The 15666-nt window shown below is 66.8% G+C and carries 15 protein-coding genes; 5 read left to right on the top strand and 10 right to left on the bottom strand.

Features of this window, described 5'->3' with window-relative positions:
• Nucleotides 1-75: 75 nt before the first annotated feature.
• Nucleotides 76-456: a response regulator gene (locus Q0632_RS20375; RefSeq protein WP_298933660.1), complete on the top strand. Its 381-nt coding sequence runs from the start codon at nt 76-78 to the stop codon at nt 454-456.
• Between the two features lie 12 nt (nt 457-468).
• Here the strand turns inward: Q0632_RS20375 and Q0632_RS20380 are convergent, their stop codons facing one another.
• The 4 genes from Q0632_RS20380 to Q0632_RS20395 all read right to left on the bottom strand — a co-directional run bounded on the left by Q0632_RS20380 (nt 469) and on the right by Q0632_RS20395 (nt 6632).
• Complete coding sequence (locus tag Q0632_RS20380; RefSeq protein WP_298933662.1) at nt 469-2127, bottom strand: Na/Pi cotransporter family protein; 1659 nt, start codon at nt 2125-2127, stop codon at nt 469-471.
• Nucleotides 2128-2160: 33 nt separating this feature from the next.
• Nucleotides 2161-2664, bottom strand: coding sequence for a signal peptidase II (lspA, locus tag Q0632_RS20385; RefSeq protein ID WP_298933664.1), 504 nt, complete (start codon nt 2662-2664; stop codon nt 2161-2163).
• Entirely contained in the window at nt 2664-5513 is a 2850-nt protein-coding gene (ileS, locus tag Q0632_RS20390) for an isoleucine--tRNA ligase (RefSeq protein WP_298933666.1), read from the bottom strand. Before ileS ends, lspA begins: the two co-directional genes overlap by 1 nt.
• Nucleotides 5514-5633: 120 nt before the next feature.
• The gene (locus Q0632_RS20395; RefSeq protein ID WP_298933668.1) at nt 5634-6632 is read right to left on the bottom strand and encodes a bifunctional riboflavin kinase/FAD synthetase; all 999 of its coding nucleotides are present in this window, start codon (nt 6630-6632) and stop codon (nt 5634-5636) included.
• A 139-nt stretch (nt 6633-6771) separates the two neighbouring features.
• On the opposite strand from Q0632_RS20395, the gene Q0632_RS20400 reads away from it, so the two are divergent.
• On the top strand, nt 6772-7329 hold the full coding sequence (locus tag Q0632_RS20400; protein WP_298933670.1) for an HNH endonuclease: 558 nt from the start codon (nt 6772-6774) through the stop codon (nt 7327-7329).
• Between the two features lie 62 nt (nt 7330-7391).
• Here Q0632_RS20400 and Q0632_RS20405 read toward each other — a convergent pair whose 3' ends face one another.
• From Q0632_RS20405 to Q0632_RS20420, 4 genes are all read right to left on the bottom strand, one after another.
• Nucleotides 7392-8777: an alpha/beta fold hydrolase gene (locus Q0632_RS20405; protein WP_298933673.1), complete on the bottom strand. Its 1386-nt coding sequence runs from the start codon at nt 8775-8777 to the stop codon at nt 7392-7394.
• A gap of 75 nt (nt 8778-8852) precedes the next feature.
• Nucleotides 8853-9968 carry an acyl-CoA dehydrogenase family protein gene (locus tag Q0632_RS20410; RefSeq protein ID WP_298933676.1) on the bottom strand — a complete coding sequence of 372 codons (1116 nt, stop codon included), beginning with the start codon at nt 9966-9968 and terminating at the stop codon, nt 8853-8855.
• A gap of 22 nt (nt 9969-9990) precedes the next feature.
• The gene (locus Q0632_RS20415; protein ID WP_298933678.1) at nt 9991-11172 is read right to left on the bottom strand and encodes an acyl-CoA dehydrogenase family protein; all 1182 of its coding nucleotides are present in this window, start codon (nt 11170-11172) and stop codon (nt 9991-9993) included.
• Between the two features lie 41 nt (nt 11173-11213).
• Nucleotides 11214-11879 (bottom strand): YceH family protein, encoded by a 666-nt coding sequence (locus tag Q0632_RS20420; RefSeq protein WP_298933680.1) that lies wholly within the window; start codon nt 11877-11879, stop codon nt 11214-11216.
• Between the two features lie 17 nt (nt 11880-11896).
• Between Q0632_RS20420 and purN the strand changes: the two genes are divergently transcribed.
• Nucleotides 11897-12478: a phosphoribosylglycinamide formyltransferase gene (purN, locus tag Q0632_RS20425; protein ID WP_298933682.1), complete on the top strand. Its 582-nt coding sequence runs from the start codon at nt 11897-11899 to the stop codon at nt 12476-12478.
• A 36-nt stretch (nt 12479-12514) separates the two neighbouring features.
• Here purN and Q0632_RS20430 read toward each other — a convergent pair whose 3' ends face one another.
• On the bottom strand, nt 12515-12754 hold the full coding sequence (locus Q0632_RS20430; protein ID WP_298933684.1) for a DUF1653 domain-containing protein: 240 nt from the start codon (nt 12752-12754) through the stop codon (nt 12515-12517).
• A 42-nt stretch (nt 12755-12796) separates the two neighbouring features.
• Here Q0632_RS20430 and Q0632_RS20435 point away from each other — a divergent pair, with 42 nt between their 5' ends.
• Both Q0632_RS20435 and Q0632_RS20440 read left to right on the top strand, forming a co-directional pair.
• Entirely contained in the window at nt 12797-14068 is a 1272-nt protein-coding gene (locus tag Q0632_RS20435) for an RsmB/NOP family class I SAM-dependent RNA methyltransferase (RefSeq protein WP_298933686.1), read from the top strand.
• A gap of 133 nt (nt 14069-14201) precedes the next feature.
• Entirely contained in the window at nt 14202-15416 is a 1215-nt protein-coding gene (locus Q0632_RS20440; protein ID WP_298933688.1) for a fatty acid desaturase, read from the top strand.
• Between the two features lie 73 nt (nt 15417-15489).
• On the opposite strand, the gene rpmG is transcribed toward Q0632_RS20440, so the two are convergent.
• On the bottom strand, nt 15490-15660 hold the full coding sequence (gene rpmG, locus Q0632_RS20445) for a 50S ribosomal protein L33 (protein WP_141510265.1): 171 nt from the start codon (nt 15658-15660) through the stop codon (nt 15490-15492).
• Nucleotides 15661-15666: the final 6 nt, after the last annotated feature.

The raw sequence follows: 15666 nt of genomic DNA on the forward strand, positions 1-15666 counted from the left end.
ATCGGCTCACCCGCTTGCAAGGCCACGCTGCTGGCCGCACTAGGCTGAACGCAACAGAATCCTGGGAGACAGGCCATGACGTTCAGAGCCTACATCGTCGAAGACAGCGCAACCATCCGCGACAACCTCATTGAAACCCTGCAGGAGCTGGCCCTGGTGGAGGCCGTGGGCGTGGCCGAGACCGAACACGAGGGCAAGGCCTGGCTGTCGCAGAACGACGGCACCTGGGACCTGGCCATCATCGACCTGTTCCTGCGCGAGGGCAGCGGCCTGAACATCCTGGAGTCCTGCCGGCACCGCCGGCCCGGCCAGAAGATGATTGTGTTGAGCAACCACGCGACCAACGACGTGCGCTGGCGCTGTGCCCAGCTGGGCGCCGACGCGGTGTTCGACAAGTCCACCGAGATCGATGCGCTGGTGGACTACTGCGTCAAGGCCCGCTCGCAGCTGCACTGAGAGCGTGCTGCTTTAGCCCTGGTCGACGAGCGCCTGCTGGCGCAGGCGGCTGGGAGCCAGCGCACCGGCCGAATCCAGGATGGGATAGGCGATCGAGCAGATGTGCGAGTTGATGCGCTTGAGGTCGCTGATCAGGTCGATGTGCAGCGAACTGGTTTCGATGCTCTGCACCGTGTTGTCGGTCAGGCGCACCAGGTGGGTGGCGGCGTAGGCGCGCTCCAGGTCGCGAAAGCGCGCCTTTTCTTCCAGCAGCTTTTGCGCGTCGCGCACGTTGCCGTTGAGGAAGACGCTCATGCCCAGGCGCAGGTTGTCGATCAGGCGGGCGTGCAGTTCGCAAATCTCGGCCATGCCGGCTTCGGAGAAGTTGCGGCCCTTCTTGATCTTCTTGTCCTCGATGTCGATCAGCACGCGCTCGACGATGTCGCCGATCTGTTCCATGTTGATGGTGAAGCTGATGATGTCGGTCCAGCGCCGGCTTTCCTCCTCGGCCAGGGCCTCGCGCGAGATCTTGGTCAGGTAGTACTTGATGGCCGAGTACAACTCGTCGACCGAGTCGTCGAGCTTGCGCAGGTCTTCGGCCAGCTTGAGGTCGTTGTTCTTGATCACCGCCAGCATGCCCACCATCATGTTCTCGACGATGTCGGCCTGGTGCAGGGCCTCGCGGGCCGCGCAGGAGATGGCCAGCGAGGGCGTGGCCAGGGCCGAGGGGTCCAGGTGGTGCGGGCGGCCCGCCACCATGCTCTTGTCGGCCTTGGGCAGCAGGCGCTCCACCCAGCCGGCCACCAGCCGGATCAGGAAAATGAAGATCAGGGCCACCACCACGTTGAAGCTCAGGTGGAACAGCACGACCAGGGTGGCTGCATCGGCCACATAGGGCTTGGCGTAGCGCAGCCATAGCGCCGCCAGCGGCGCGGCGATGAGCACGCCCAGCACCTTGAACACCAGGTTGCCCATGGGCACCTGGCGCACCTCGATGGACGACCTGGCGGTGGTCAACACGGCCAGCAGGCCGCTGCCCAGGTTGGCGCCCAGCACCAGGCCGATCGCCATGTCCAGCGAGACCACGCCGGAGGCGGCCAGGGTGGCGGTGAGCAGGACGATGGCCAGGCTGGAGTACGAGACCACGGCCAGCACGGCGCCGACGGTGATCTCCATCAGCATGTCGCTGCGGATCGAGTCCAGCAGGGCCTTGACCACGGGTGACTGGGTCAGCACGCCGGTCGACGCCGACACCAGGCGCAGCGCCAGCAGCATCAGGCCCAGGCCGATCAGCACGCGGCCGACGCGGCCCACCATGGTCTGCTGGCGTGAGATGAACAGCACCACGCCGACGAAAATGAACAGCGGCGACAGCCAGGACAGGTCGAAGGAGAACACCACGGCCATCAGGCTGGTGCCCACGTCGGCGCCCAGCATCACGGCCAGCGCCAGCGGCAGGCTCACCAGGCCCTGGCCGACGAAGGCCGAGACGATGAGGGCGGTGGCGGTGCTGGACTGGACCAGGGCGGTGACGCCCACGCCCGAGAGGGCGGCGGTGTAGCGGTTGCTGGTGCTGCGCGCCAGGATGTGCCGCAGGTTGGCACCGAACACCCGCAGGATGCCGGTACGAACGAGATGGGTGCCCCAGACGAGCAGCGCGATCGCTGCCAACAGATTCAACAGATGCTTCATGCTTGAAGCACCATGATAACCCCGGGTAAGGGGCTATTTCGTGCGGCGCACGCGCAAGAGTTCATCCAGGATCAGGCAGACCGCGCCGACGGTGATGGCGGCGTCGGCCACGTTGAAGGCCGGGAAGTACCAGCCGCCGTAGTGGAACTGCAGGAAGTCCACGACGTAGCCGTGCACCAGGCGATCGACCACGTTGCCCACCGCGCCTCCCAGGATGCAGGCCAGGGCGAAGGAGAACAGCTTCTGGCCGGCGTGCGAGCGCAGCATCCAGATGATGAAGACGGTGGCGGCCACGCCGATGGCGGTGAAGAACCAGCGCTGCCAGCCCGAGGCCCCGGCCAGGAAGGAGAAGGCCGCGCCGGTGTTGTGGGCCCGCACCAGGTTGAAGAAGCTGGTCACGTAGGTGCTGTCGCCCAGGCGGTAGGCGCCCAGCACCAGCACCTTGGTGAACTGGTCGGCGATCAGCAGGATCAGGGCCAAGCCCAGCCAGGGCAGCCAGCCGCTGGAGCCGCTGTTGGAGCCGTTGCGGCTGGCCATCAGGCCACCTTCCGGTCTTCGCCGGCGCCGTGCAGGTTGCTCACGCAGCGGCCGCAGATGGCCGGGTGGGCCGCGTCGCTGCCGACGTCGGCGCGCCAGTGCCAGCAGCGCTCGCACTTGGTGTCGGCCGAGGCCTGGACCTCGATCGCGAGCTCGCCAGTGCCGGTTTCCACCTGCGCCTTCGAGGTGATGAGAACGAACTTCAGGTCCTCGCCCAGCGCGCGCAGCAGGGCGGCGTCGTCCTCGCCCGCACGCAGGACCACGTTGGCCTGCAGCGAGGAGCCGACAGCGCCGGCGGTGCGCACGGCCTCTATGTCCTTGTTCACCAGGTCGCGGATCTCGCGGATGCGGTTCCACCTGGCCAGCAGCGCCTCATCGGGCCCGCCGATCTTGGCGTACTCCTCCAGGAAGATGGACTCGGAGTCGCCGAAGATGGCCCAGGCCTCCTCCGCCGTGAAGCTCAGGAAGGGCGCCATCCAGCGCAGCATGGCGTGGGTGATGTTCCACAGCGCGGTCTGGGCGCTGCGCCTGGCCAGCGACTTGGGCGCCGTGGTGTACAGGCGGTCCTTGAGAACGTCCAGGTAGAAGCCGCCCAGGTCCTCGGAGCAGTACAGCTGCAGCTTGGCCACCACCGGGTGGAACTCGTAGATCTCGTAATGGGCCAGCACCTCGGCCTGGAACTGGGCCGCCCGGCTCATGGCGTAGCGGTCGATTTCCAGCATGTCGGCCAGCGGCACGGCGTCCTTGGCCGGGTCGAAGTCGCTGATGTTGGCCAGCAGGAAGCGCAAGGTGTTGCGGATGCGGCGGTAGCCGTCGACCACGCGGGCCAGGATCTTCTCGTCGCCGGCGATGTCGCCGGAGTAGTCGGAGGCCGCCACCCACAGGCGGATGATCTCGGCGCCCAGCTTCTTGGACGTCTCCTGCGGGTCGACGCCGTTGCCCATGGACTTGCTCATCTTGCGGCCCTGGCTGTCCACCGTGAAGCCGTGGGTGAGCAGGCCGCGGTAGGGCGCGCGGCCATACATGGCGCAGGCCGTCAGCAGCGAGGAATGGAACCAGCCGCGGTGCTGATCATGGCCTTCCAGGTAGAGGTCGGCCTCGGGGCCGCTCTCGTGGGCGGCGCCGGCGTGCGACTTGCGCAGCACCGTGGTGTGGGTGGTGCCGGAGTCGAACCAGACTTCCAGGATGTCGCTGCTCTTTGTGTACTGCGGTGCATCGCCAGCCGCACCCACCTTGGCGAAGATGTCCTCGGTCGTGGCCTTGCTCCAGGCCTCGATGCCGCCCGCATCGACCATGTCGGCGGCGATGTCCAGGATCTCCATGGTGCGCGGATGCAGCTCGCCCGAGTCCTTGTGCAGGAACAGCGGCAGGGGCACGCCCCAGCTGCGCTGGCGGCTGATGCACCAGTCGGGCCGGCCGGCGATCATGTCGCGCAGCCGGGTCTTGCCGTTCTCCGGGAAGAAGCTGGTTTCCTCGATGGCGGCCAGGGCCAGGTTGCGCAGGGTGTCGGGCGCCTTGTCCTTGGTGAACACGCCTTCGCCTTCGTCCATGCGGATGAACCACTGGGCGGCGGCACGGAAGATCACCGGCGTCTTGTGGCGCCAGCAATGCGGATAGCTGTGCGTGATCGTTTCCGTGGCGAACAGGCGGCCGGCCTCGCGCAGCGTTTCGATGATGACTGGCGCGGCCTTCCAGATGTTCTGGCCGCCGAACAGCGGCAACTCGGGCGCGTAGCTGCCGTTGCCTTGCACCGGGTTGAGGATGTCGTCATAGGCCACGCCGTGGGCCACGCAGCTGTTGAAGTCGTCCACACCGTAGGCGGGCGAGGAATGGACCAGGCCGGTGCCGTCGTCGGCCGTGGCGTAGTCGGCCAGGTAGACCGGTGACAGGCGGCGGTAACCCGCATCCACGTCGTACAGCGGGTGGCGGAAGTTCAGGCCGTCCAGTTGCTTGCCGGCCACCGTGGCCAGCACCGTGCCCTTGAGGCCAAAGCGCTCCATGCACTTGTCGACCAGGGAGGCGGCCAGCACCAGCAGGCCGCGCTCGGTCTCGACCAGGGCGTAGTCCAGCTCGGGGTTCAGGTTGAGCGCCTGGTTGGCCGGGATGGTCCAGGCCGTCGTCGTCCAGATCACGGCGTAGGCTTTGAGGCCCACAGGCAGGGCGGCCAGGCCGAAGGCCTTGGCCAGCGCCAGCGTGTCGTCGGCCTCGAAGCCCACGTCCAGGGTCTGGCTCTTCTTGTCGGCGTATTCGATCTCGAATTCGGCCAGCGAGGAGCCGCAGTCGAAGCACCAGTAGACCGGCTTCAAGCCTCTGTAGACGAAGCCGCGCTCGACCACCCGCTTGAAGGCGCGGATTTCCTCGGCTTCGTTGACGAAGTCCATGGTGCGGTAGGGATGGTCCCAGTCGCCCAGCACGCCCAGGCGCTTGAAGTCCGCCATCTGCAGGCCGATCTGCTCGGTGGCGAAGGCCCGGCTCTTGGCCTGCATCTCATCGCGCGGCAGGCTGCGGCCGAACTTCTTCTCGATGGCGTTCTCGATCGGCAGGCCGTGGCAGTCCCAGCCGGGGATGTAGGCGGCGTCCAGACCCTTGAGTTGGCGCGCCTTGACGATCATGTCCTTGAGGATCTTGTTGACCGCGTGGCCCATGTGGATCTGGCCGTTGGCGTAGGGCGGGCCGTCGTGCAGCACGAACTTCTCGTGGCCGCAGCGGGCGGCGCGCAGCTTCTTGTACAAGCCTTCGTCCTCCCACTTCTTGACCCAGCCCGGCTCGCGCTTGGGCAGGTCGCCGCGCATGGGGAAGGGCGTGTCGGGCAGGTTGAGCGTGGCGCGGTAGTCGGTCTTGTCGGTCATGGAGATGCCTTGGGTGTCATTCCGGGCTTGACCCGGAATCCAGGATGTTTTGCCAGCAGGAGGTGCGGATTGCGGCGGATTCGAAGGACCCCTCCGGGATCGGTCCGCAATGACAGCCAGTCAAATTCGGTCGCGCGTGGTCTGGCGCCGGGTGGAGGCGAAGAACGCGCGGGCGTCATCGCAGTCTTTGCGGATGCCCTGGGTGAGGGCGTCCAGACTGTCGTATTTGAGCTCGTCGTGCAGTTTGTGCAGCAGGTCCACGCGGATGATTTTACCGTACGCCCCCTCGGCGCCCAGACTGTCGGGCCATTCCAGGCAGTGGGTTTCCAGCAGCACGCGGCCGCCGTTGATGTCCTGCGGGTCCAGCGAGGGCCGCACGCCCAGGTTGGCCACGCCGGGCAGGGGCGCAGCGGCCAGGCCATGGACCTGGACGGCAAAGATGCCGGATGCGGCCGGCTTCCAGTGGGCGAAGCGCAGATTGAGGGTCTTGAACCCGAGTTCGCGGCCCAGTTTGCGGCCATGGACCACGTGGCCGCTGATGCTGTAGGGCCGGCCCAGCAGGGCTGCGGCGGCTTCCATGTCGCCGCGGCCCAGGGCTTCGCGCACCGCCGAACTGGACACGCGCAGCTTGTGGACCTCGTAGCTGTTCATGCGGGCCACGTCGAAGCCCTGGGCCTGGCCGGCCGCGTCCAGCACGGCGTAGTCGCCGGAGCGCTTGGCGCCAAAGCGGAAGTCGTCGCCCACCAGCACGTACTTCGCGCCCAGGCCGTGCAGCAGCACCTGGTCGATGAAGTCCTGGGGGCTCTGGCCGGACAGGCTGGCATCGAAGGGCAGGACCACGCACTGGTCGACGCCGCAGCGGGCCAGCTCGGTGAGCTTGTCGCGCAAGGTGGCGATGCGCGCCGGCGCCAGTTCGGGCTTTTTGTGCAGGCCGGCGAAGTAGTCGCGCGGGTGCGGCTCGAAGCTCAGCACGCAGCTGGGCAGGCCGCGGTGCCGCGCCTCGTTGTTCAACAGCGCCAGCATGGCCTGGTGGCCGCGGTGCACGCCGTCGAAGTTGCCGATGGTCAGGGCACAGGCCGGCGCGATGTCGGGATGGTGGAAGCCTCGGAAGATCTGCATCGGCCTGGTCAGTTTTTGATAGCGTGTTGCCCCCGCCGCGCAAGGGCCACGGGGCGGGTCGTCACTGAAACAAGGTATATTGTGCTGTAGAGCGCGGAGGTTCCGTTCAGTGGTTCGCCATCGTTAAAGGAGGCGTGTCTTGAAGGTCTTGAAGCTGTCGGCCCAGGGGCTGCCCCAGTCGTGGATTTCGCTGGAGCAGGCCGTGCTGCATTACGCAGCGGACGAGGTGCGCTGGGAAGTGGGCGCCCAGGTGGCGCTGTTTCGCGGCGGCCACAACGCGCTGACGGGCGAGCAGTCGACCATCACGGTCAACAGCATCATCGGCACCAAGGGCGTGCCCAACATCAATCCCTTCGACCTGCGCCCCAGCCTGACCAACAGCAAGCTGTTCGCCCGCGACCGCAACGTCTGCGCCTACTGCGCCAACCGCTTCCACGAGGAAGAACTCACGCGCGAGCACATCATCCCCTTCGCCCAGAACGGCAAGGACCACTGGATGAACGTGGTCACCGCCTGCTGCGCCTGCAACCACCGCAAGAGCAGCCGGACGCCCGAGCAGGCCCGCATGCCGCTGATCTACGCGCCCTACATCCCCAGCCTGTGGGAAGACTTCATCCTGCGCAACCGGCGCATCCTGGCCGACCAGATGGAGTTCCTGATGGCCCATCTGCCGCGCAGCTCGCGACTGCATATCTAGCGCTGTTCGCGCCGCAAAACAAAAGGCCGTCGCGAGACGGCCTTTTTGCTTGGTAACGCGACTCAGTAGCTCAGTTCCAGGATGCTCAGGTGGTTGGACGCGGCCGGCCAGCTGCGGCCGGTGACGCGCTCTCCGTTGAACTGCGCCGTCAGGCTGCGCGGCGGGCCTTCGGGCTTGAGCCTGGAGCTGGCCACGCCGGCACCCGGCACGGTGCCCGGCGGCGGGCTCTTGCCGTCGAAGGCCATGGTGTCGCGGGTGGGGTCCAGGTAGCCGCGCGGCCGCGTCATGGTCACCACGGCCGGCGCGCCCTTGTCGGCGTCGGCAATGCGCTCAGCCCGCAGGTGGATGAGCTTGCTCGAGCGCGGGAAGGGGCTGCGGTAAATGTGGGTGATGGCGTAGCCCGGCGCGCTGACGACGAATTCATAGGGCGTGGCCGCTTGCGCGGTGAAGGGCCCCCACAGGCCGTCGGCAGCCACGGTTTTGGCATAGGCGGCCGCGCCACGGCGCTCGCCGGTGGCGGCATCGACGGCGTAGATCTCCAGCTGCGCGCCCGGCAGCGGCAGGTTGTTGCTGTAGTTGCCGCTGGCCGGGTCGGTCGGCGTCAAGCCCAGGCCGGTGACCTTGCCACGCAAGACGGCCGTCGACTCGGCCACCACGCCGCTGGTCTGCGGCGCCTTGCCGGTGATGAAGCGGTAGGCCGCCTCGAAGGCGGCCGGCGCGAAGGCCGTTTCGCGGTGGTCGATGCGCGGGATCACCAGGTTGGTCGCGCCCTTGAGCTCGGGGCCGGCAAACGTGACGTTGGTGGCCGTGCCCTTGGCGCCTATCCACAGGCCGTCGGGCTGGGCGTACTTGTCGTTGTTGTCCGAGCGGATGGTCAGCCACCTGACCGGACCGGTGACCTCGTCGCCGATCGTGTTCTTGGGCGCGTTCAGCGCCGTCATCACGGGGCTGAGGGCGGAGAACTCGTTGCCTTCGCGGAAGCCCTTGATGGCCCAGATGCCGTGGTTGGGCGTGCCGCCCAGGATGGCGTGGCTGACGGTCCTGTCGCCACCACCGTTTTGCACGTAGTTGCGGATGGCGATGCCGCCGCGCGAGTTGCCGAACAGCACGACCTGGCGCGCGCCGGTGGCCTGCAAGACCTTGTCGACCTCGGCCTGGAGAAAGGCCATGTGCTCGGCGGCCGAGGTGCGGCCCGGCTGGGGCTTGCTGTCGTCGTCGCGGTTGAGCGGGTAGGGCAGGTCGATGGCGTGCAGGCGTTCGCGCGGCCAGCCGTTGGACTCGAAGCGCCACAGCGTGGTCTGCCAGACCGAGGCGCTGTCGCCGTTGCCGTGGACGAAGACGATGGGCGGGGCTTCGATCATGGAGGGGGTGGAGGCGGTGGAGGCGCAGCCGGCGGCAAGCGCGGCGGCAGCGGTGGCCATGCCCAGGAACATGCGGCGGGATGTCATCTTGTCTCTCCTGTGGAATAAAAAAGGCCCGCAGCCCCCGTTAAATGGGCGCGGGCCGCTATCAAAAGCGAAGCGTCAAGCAAACACGCCGGCCGTGTCCTGCATGCGTCCCGACACTTCGCCCAGGTGGTGCAAAGTGTCGCCGAAGCTCAGTTCCAGCTGGGTCAGCTTCTTGAAGTAGTGGCTGCCGATGTACTCGTCGGTCACGCCGATACCGCCGTGCAGTTGCACCGAGTTCTGGCCGATGAAGCGCATGGACACGCCCAGCTGGTACTTGGCGCGGGCCAGGGCGCGGCGGCGCTCATCGGCCGGTGCATTGAGCTTGAGCGCGGCGTAGTAGCTCATGGAGCGGGCCAGCTCCAGCTGCATCTTCATGTCGGCGACGCGGTGGCGCAGGGCCTGGAAACTGGCCAGGGTGGCACCGAACTGTTTGCGCGTGTTCATGTACTCCACGGTGACGGCCATGGTCTTGTCCAGCACGCCCACGGCTTCGGCGCAGGTGGCGGCGATGCCGATGTCCACCGCATGTTCCAGCGCGCTCAGGCCGTCGGCCGTCACCAGGGTGGCGGGCGCCTTGCTGAACACCACTTCGGCGGCGCGGCTGCCGTCCTGCGTGCCGTAGCCGCTGGCCTGGACGCCGCTGGCCTTGGCTTCCACCAGGAACAGGGCGATCTTGCCGTTGGCCTGGGCCGGCACCAGGAAGGCGTCGGCCTTGTCGCCGGCGGCGACGATGCTCTTGGTGCCGCTGAGGGTCCAGGCGGAGCCCGACTGGCTGGCCGTGGCTTCGCACACACCCAGGCGGTAGCGCGCCTTGCGCTCCTGCTGGGCCAGCACCACCAGGGCCTCGCCGCTGGCCACCTTGGGCAGCCAGGCGGCCTTGAGCGCATCGGGCGCATAGCCGGCCAGGGTGCCGCCGGCGATCAGGGCCTGGGACAGGGGCTCGAGCACCATGCCGCGGCCCAGTTCTTCCATGGCCACCATGGCCTCGACCGGGCCCATGCCCATGCCACCCTGGTCGTCTGGCACGTACAGGCCGGTCAGGCCCAACTCGGCCAGCTCGGTATAGGCCGCGCGGTCGAAGCCGCCGGCAGCCACGGCCTTGCGGCGGCGCTCGAAGTCATAGCCCTTGTCGACCCATTTGCGCACCGCGTCGCGCAGCTGTTCCTGGTCGTCGGAAAAATCGAAATCCATTTGAGATGTCCTGTTCGTTTTTTTAGCCGAGAACCGTCTGGGCCACGATGTTGCGCTGCACTTCGTTGGAGCCGCCGTAGATGGTGGTCTTGCGCAGGTTGAAGTAGGTGGCGGCCAGCGGCGCGTTGCCCACCATGGCGCCGGGGAAGTCGCCCTGCCAGCCCGCTTCCATGGCCTCCTGGATGAAGGGCACGGCATAGGGGCCGGCGGCCAGCATCATCAGCTCGGCGTAGCGCTGCTGGATCTCGCTGCCCTTGATCTTGAGCAGGCCGGCGATGTCCAGCGAGTTCTTGCCCGACTTCTCGGCCGACAGCACGCGCAGCACCAGCATCTCCAGCGCCACCACGTCGACTTCCAGCCTGGCGATCTCGTCGCGAAAGCGCGGGTCGTCATAGACGCCTTCGGCCTTGGCGATGCGCTTGAGGCGTTCGAGCTCGCGCTTGGCGCGGTTCACGTCGGCGATGTTGGTGCGCTCGTGCGACAGCAGGTGTTTGGCGTAGGTCCAACCCTTGTTCTCCTCGCCGATCAGGTTCTCGGCCGGCACCTCGACGTTGTCGAAGAAGACCTCGTTCACCTCGTGGCCGCCGTCGAGCATGATGATGGGGCGCACGCTCAGGCCCGGCGACTTCATGTCGATCAGCAGGAAGGAGATGCCGGTCTGGGGCTTGCCCTCGGTGCTGGTGCGCACCAGGCAGAAGATCCAGTCGCCGTACTGGGCCAGGGTGGTCCAGGTCTTCTGGCCGTTGACGATGTACTTGTCGCCCTTGCGCTCTGCGCGGGTCTTGACCGAAGCCAGGTCCGAGCCCGAGCCCGGTTCGCTGTAGCCCTGGCTCCACCAGACCTCGCCGCTGCTGATGCCGGGCAGGAAGCGCTGCTGCTGCTCGGGGTTGCCGAAGGCCATGATCACCGGCGCCACCATGACGGGGCCGAAGGGGATGATGCGCGGCGCGCCGGCCAGCGCGGTTTCTTCCTCGAACAGATGCTTTTGCACCGCGTTCCAGCCCGGTCCGCCGAACTGCTTGGCCCAGCCATAACCCAGCCAGCCTTTCTTGCCCAGGATCTTGGCCCAGCGCTGCATGTCGTCGCGCGTCAGGTGCAGGGCGTTGTGCACCTTGTGCGAGATCTCCTGGGGCAGGTTCTCGCGCACCCAGGCGCGGACCTCTTCGCGGAATTTCTGTTCTTCAGGGGTGAAAGCCAAATCCATTGCATGTCTCCAAAGCTGCGCCGATTATCCGCACGACCGTGCTAGTTTGCGTGTCCAGGTTGTGACATCTGGAGCTGCTCCAGCAGGTTTTGCACAGTGGAACGCAGCTGGGCAACCTCGCTTTCCAGTGCCTCGATGCGATCCTCCAGGGCAGAGCGTGGCGCGGCCTGCGCTGCGGGGGCGCTCTGGGCCGGCAACTCGGGTTCACCGCACAGCAGATGGGCCCAGCGGGGCTCGCGGGCGCCGGGCGCGCGCGGCAGCAGGACCACCAGGGGGCCGCCCTTGTCGGGGGAGCGGTCCTGCAATTCGTCCAGGAAGGCCTCGACCGAGGAGATGTCGGCAAAGCGGTGCCAGCGCTCGGCATTGATGCGCAGCTCGCCGGCGGTCTGCGGGCCGCGCAGCACCAGCAGGCCCAGCAAGGCCGCGGATTGCTCGGGCACGCCCAGCACGCGCTGGAAGTTGTGCTCCCAGCGCGTGACGCGGCCGCCGCTGGTCTCGAACACCAGGCTCAGCTGCTTGAGTGCGTCCAGCGCCTCCTGCGCCTGGCCGGGCGTCACTTCCATCAGCGGCTCGCGGCTGGTCTTCTGGTTGCAGCCCGCCACCAGGGCGTTGAGCGTCAGCGGATAGCTGTCGGGCACGGTGCGCGCCTTTTCCAGCAGCGTGCCCAGCACGCGCGCCTCGGTCGGTGTCAACAGTCGCAAAGCCATAATCCCCCGGGACAAAAATGAAAAACATCGTCATTCTCATCTCCGGCGGCGGCTCCAACATGGCGGCCATCGTGCGAACGGCCCGGCAGGACGGCTGGCGCCAGCGTTATGGCGCCCAGGTGGCCGCCGTCATCAGCAACAAGGACAGTGCCGGCGGCCTGGCGTTTGCGCGCGAGCAGGGCATCGCCACCGAGGTGGTCGACCACAAGCAGCACGCCACCCGCGAGGCCTTCGACGCGCAGCTGGCAGCCGCCATCGACAGTCATCAGCCGGCCCTGGTGGTGCTGGCCGGCTTCATGCGCATCCTCACGCCCGGCTTTGTCGAGCGCTATGCTGGCCGCCTGCTCAACATCCACCCCTCGCTGCTGCCGGCCTTCCCCGGCCTGCACACCCACCAGCGCGCCATCGACGCGGGCTGCAAGTTGGCCGGCGCCACGGTGCACCAGGTGACGGCCGAACTGGACCACGGGCCCATCCTGGCGCAGGCCGCCGTGCCGGTGCTCGCTGGCGACACGGCCGACACTCTGGCGGCCCGGGTGCTCAGCCAGGAACACCTGGTCTATCCCCGCGCGATCGCCGATCTGCTATCAAAAATATAGCTTCTCAGGTCGATTTAACGGGGGCTGGAGGCCGATTCAGTCCCCGATGCGGGTGAAACGGGGCTGCCGCAGGCCGTCGATCACCACCTCCTCGTTGAACATGGCGGCTGGCCGCACCCACAGGCCGCGCTGGCCGTACAGGGCGCGGTACAGCGTCATCGGCTCCAGCGTCTCGCTGTGCCGCACCGTGCCCACCACCTCGTACTCCATGCCCTTGTAGTGGCGGTAGCGCCCGGTGGGCGTCTCGATCAGGGGCGGCAGGTCGGTGTCGGACATGGTGCTTCGGGTCGCGCAGGCGCGGGGTGGGACAATCGGGGCATGCATCCTAAAGCCCTGCTTGACGCCTGTGCCGAACTCGTCAAGCTCAGTCTCAAATTCGAACACCCCGCCGACATGGTCGTGTCACGCTATTTCCGCGACAACCGCTCGCTGGGCCCGCGCGAGCGCGCCACCCTGGCCGAGACGGTTTACACCGTGCTGCGCAAGAAGCAGCTGTTCGACCATTTCGCGCCCTCGGGGAGCGGTCCCAAGGAGCGGCGCCTGGCCATCCTGGGCTTCCACGGCCCGCGCGACTTCCTGGCCAGCGCCCTGAGCGACCAGGAAAAGAACTGGCTGGCGCAGTGCGACGCCGTCAAGACCGACGACCTGCTCGAGCGGCATCGCCACAACCTGCCCGAATGGCTGGTCCAGCCCCTGAAGGACCAGCTGGGCGGCGAGTTCTGGGCCCTGGTCGACAGCATGAACCAGCCGGCTTCGCTGGACCTGCGCGTCAACACCTTGAACGACAAGCGCGAGGAGGTCCAAAAGGAGCTCAAGGCCGCCGGCCTGCAGGCCAAGTCCACGCCGTACTCGCCCTGGGGCCTGCGGCTGGCCGACAAGCCGCCCCTGACCAAGTACGACGCTTTCGCCCGTGGCGCCATCGAGGTGCAGGACGAGGGCTCGCAGCTGCTGGCCATGCTGCTGGATGCCAAGCGCGGCGAGATGGTGGTGGATTTTTGCGCCGGTGCCGGCGGCAAGACCCTGGCCATCGGCGCCTGCATGCGCAACACCGGCCGGCTCTATGCCTTCGACACCTCGGCCCACCGGCTCGACGCCCTCAAGCCGCGGCTGGCGCGCAGCAAGCTGTCCAACGTGCACCCGGCGGCGATCGCCCATGAGCGCGACGATCGCGTCAAGCGCCTGGCCGGCAAGATCGACCGGGTCATCGTCGATGCGCCCTGTTCGGGCCTGGGCACGCTGCGCCGCAACCCCGACCTCAAATGGCGCCAGTCGCTCCAGGCAGTGCAGGAGATGACGGTCAAGCAGGCTGCCATCCTGCAAAGCGCGGCCCGCCTGCTCAAGCCCGGTGGCCGCTTGGTTTACGCCACCTGCAGTCTGCTGCCGGCGGAGAACGAGGCGATTGCCCAGGCTTTTGGCGCCGCCAACCCCGATTTCAGCGTTTTGCCCGCCCTGGGCGTGCTCGAGCAGCTGAAAGTGGCCAATGCCGCCGGCCTGTGCAGTGGCGGCGAGCAAGGCGGCGATTTCCTGCGTCTGTGGCCGCATCGGCATGGCACGGACGGCTTCTTTGCCGCCATCTGGGTAAAAAATTAACGACTGGCAGGGCAAATGCCCCCTGGCTGTGCTTATCCACAGCTTGTTTTTGGACCCCACGCCTTAAAATGTCAGTTGCACAGGGCCAGGGCCCTGCCTTGAGACGTCGTTTTTAAAAGAGAGACACCCTTACATGATGCTTCCCGACTGGGCCGTGCTGAACGCGGCAATCGACTGGCTCAGCAACGGGCTGTGGAACCTCGCCTGGTGGCAGATCCTGCTGTACACCCTGGTGACCACCCACATCACCATCGCCGGCGTGACCATCTTCCTGCACCGCTCGCAGGCGCACCGCGCCCTCGACCTGGGCCCCATCCCCTTCCACTTCTTCCGTTTCTGGATGTGGCTGGGCACCGGCATGGTGACCAAGGAATTCGTCGCCATCCACCGCAAGCACCACGCCAAGGTCGATACCGAAGAAGATCCGCACAGCCCGCAGACCCGCGGCCTGAAGAAGCTGCTGCTCGAGGGCGTGGAGCTGTACCGCGCCGAGTCCAAGAACATGGAAACCATGGTCAAGTACGGCGCGGGCACGCCCGACGACTGGCTTGAGCGCAACCTGTACACCCGCTACAGCTGGCAGGGCGTGGGCCTGATGCTGATCCTGAACGTGGCGCTGTTCGGCGTCATCGGCCTGGCCGTGTGGGCAGTGCAGATGGCCTGGATCCCGGTCATGGCCACCGGCATCATCAACGGCATCGGCCACTACTGGGGCTACCGCAACTTCGAGTCGCCCGACGCCAGCACCAATGTCAGCATCTGGGGCATCATCATCGGCGGCGAAGAGCTGCACAACAACCACCATACCTACCCGACCTCGGCCCGCTTCTCGGTCAAGCCGTACGAGTTCGACATCGGCTGGTTCTACATCTCGCTGATGGAGAAGATCGGCTGGGCCAAGGTCAAGAAGACCGTGCCCAAGCTGCAGCTGGGTGCTATCAAGCCGGTGGCCGACGAGAAGACCCTGGAGGCGCTGATCGCCAACCGCTACGAGGTGATGGCCGGTTATGCGCGCGAAATGCGCCACGCCTGCAAGACCGAGCTGGAACTGCTTCAAGCCAAGGGCGCCGACCTGTCGCCGCTGAAGGCGGCCCGCCGCTGGCTGCACCGCGACGACGACAAGGTGCCGGCCGCCGCCCGCCCGCACCTGGCCCAGGCCCGTGCCGCCCACCCGGTGCTCGACAAGATGGTGACCATGCGCGAAGAGCTGCGCCAGATGTGGCTCAACACCTCGCACTCGCGCGAGCAACTGGCTGCCGACCTGCAGGCCTGGTGCCACCGCGCCGAGGAAAGCGGCATCGCCCAACTGCAGCAGTTCTCCAGGAAGCTGCGCGCCGCCCACGCGTAACGTGCGCACGGGGCTGCGGCCCCAATGAAAAAAGCCCCGCGGTGCGGGGCCTTTTTCATGCAGGGTGCGAAGCTTACTTGAGCTTCGTTTCCTTGTACTCGACGTGTTTGCGAGCCTTGGGATCAAACTTCATGATCGCCATCTTCTCGGGCATCGTCTTCTTGTTCTTGCTGGTGGTGTAGAAGTGGCCGGTGCCCGCTGTGGACTCCAGCTTGATCTTTTCGCGTCCGCCTTTGCTTGCCATGGTGCT

It is taken from the genome of uncultured Ramlibacter sp. (assembly GCF_936925435.1).
Lineage (GTDB): Bacteria > Pseudomonadota > Gammaproteobacteria > Burkholderiales > Burkholderiaceae_C > Ramlibacter.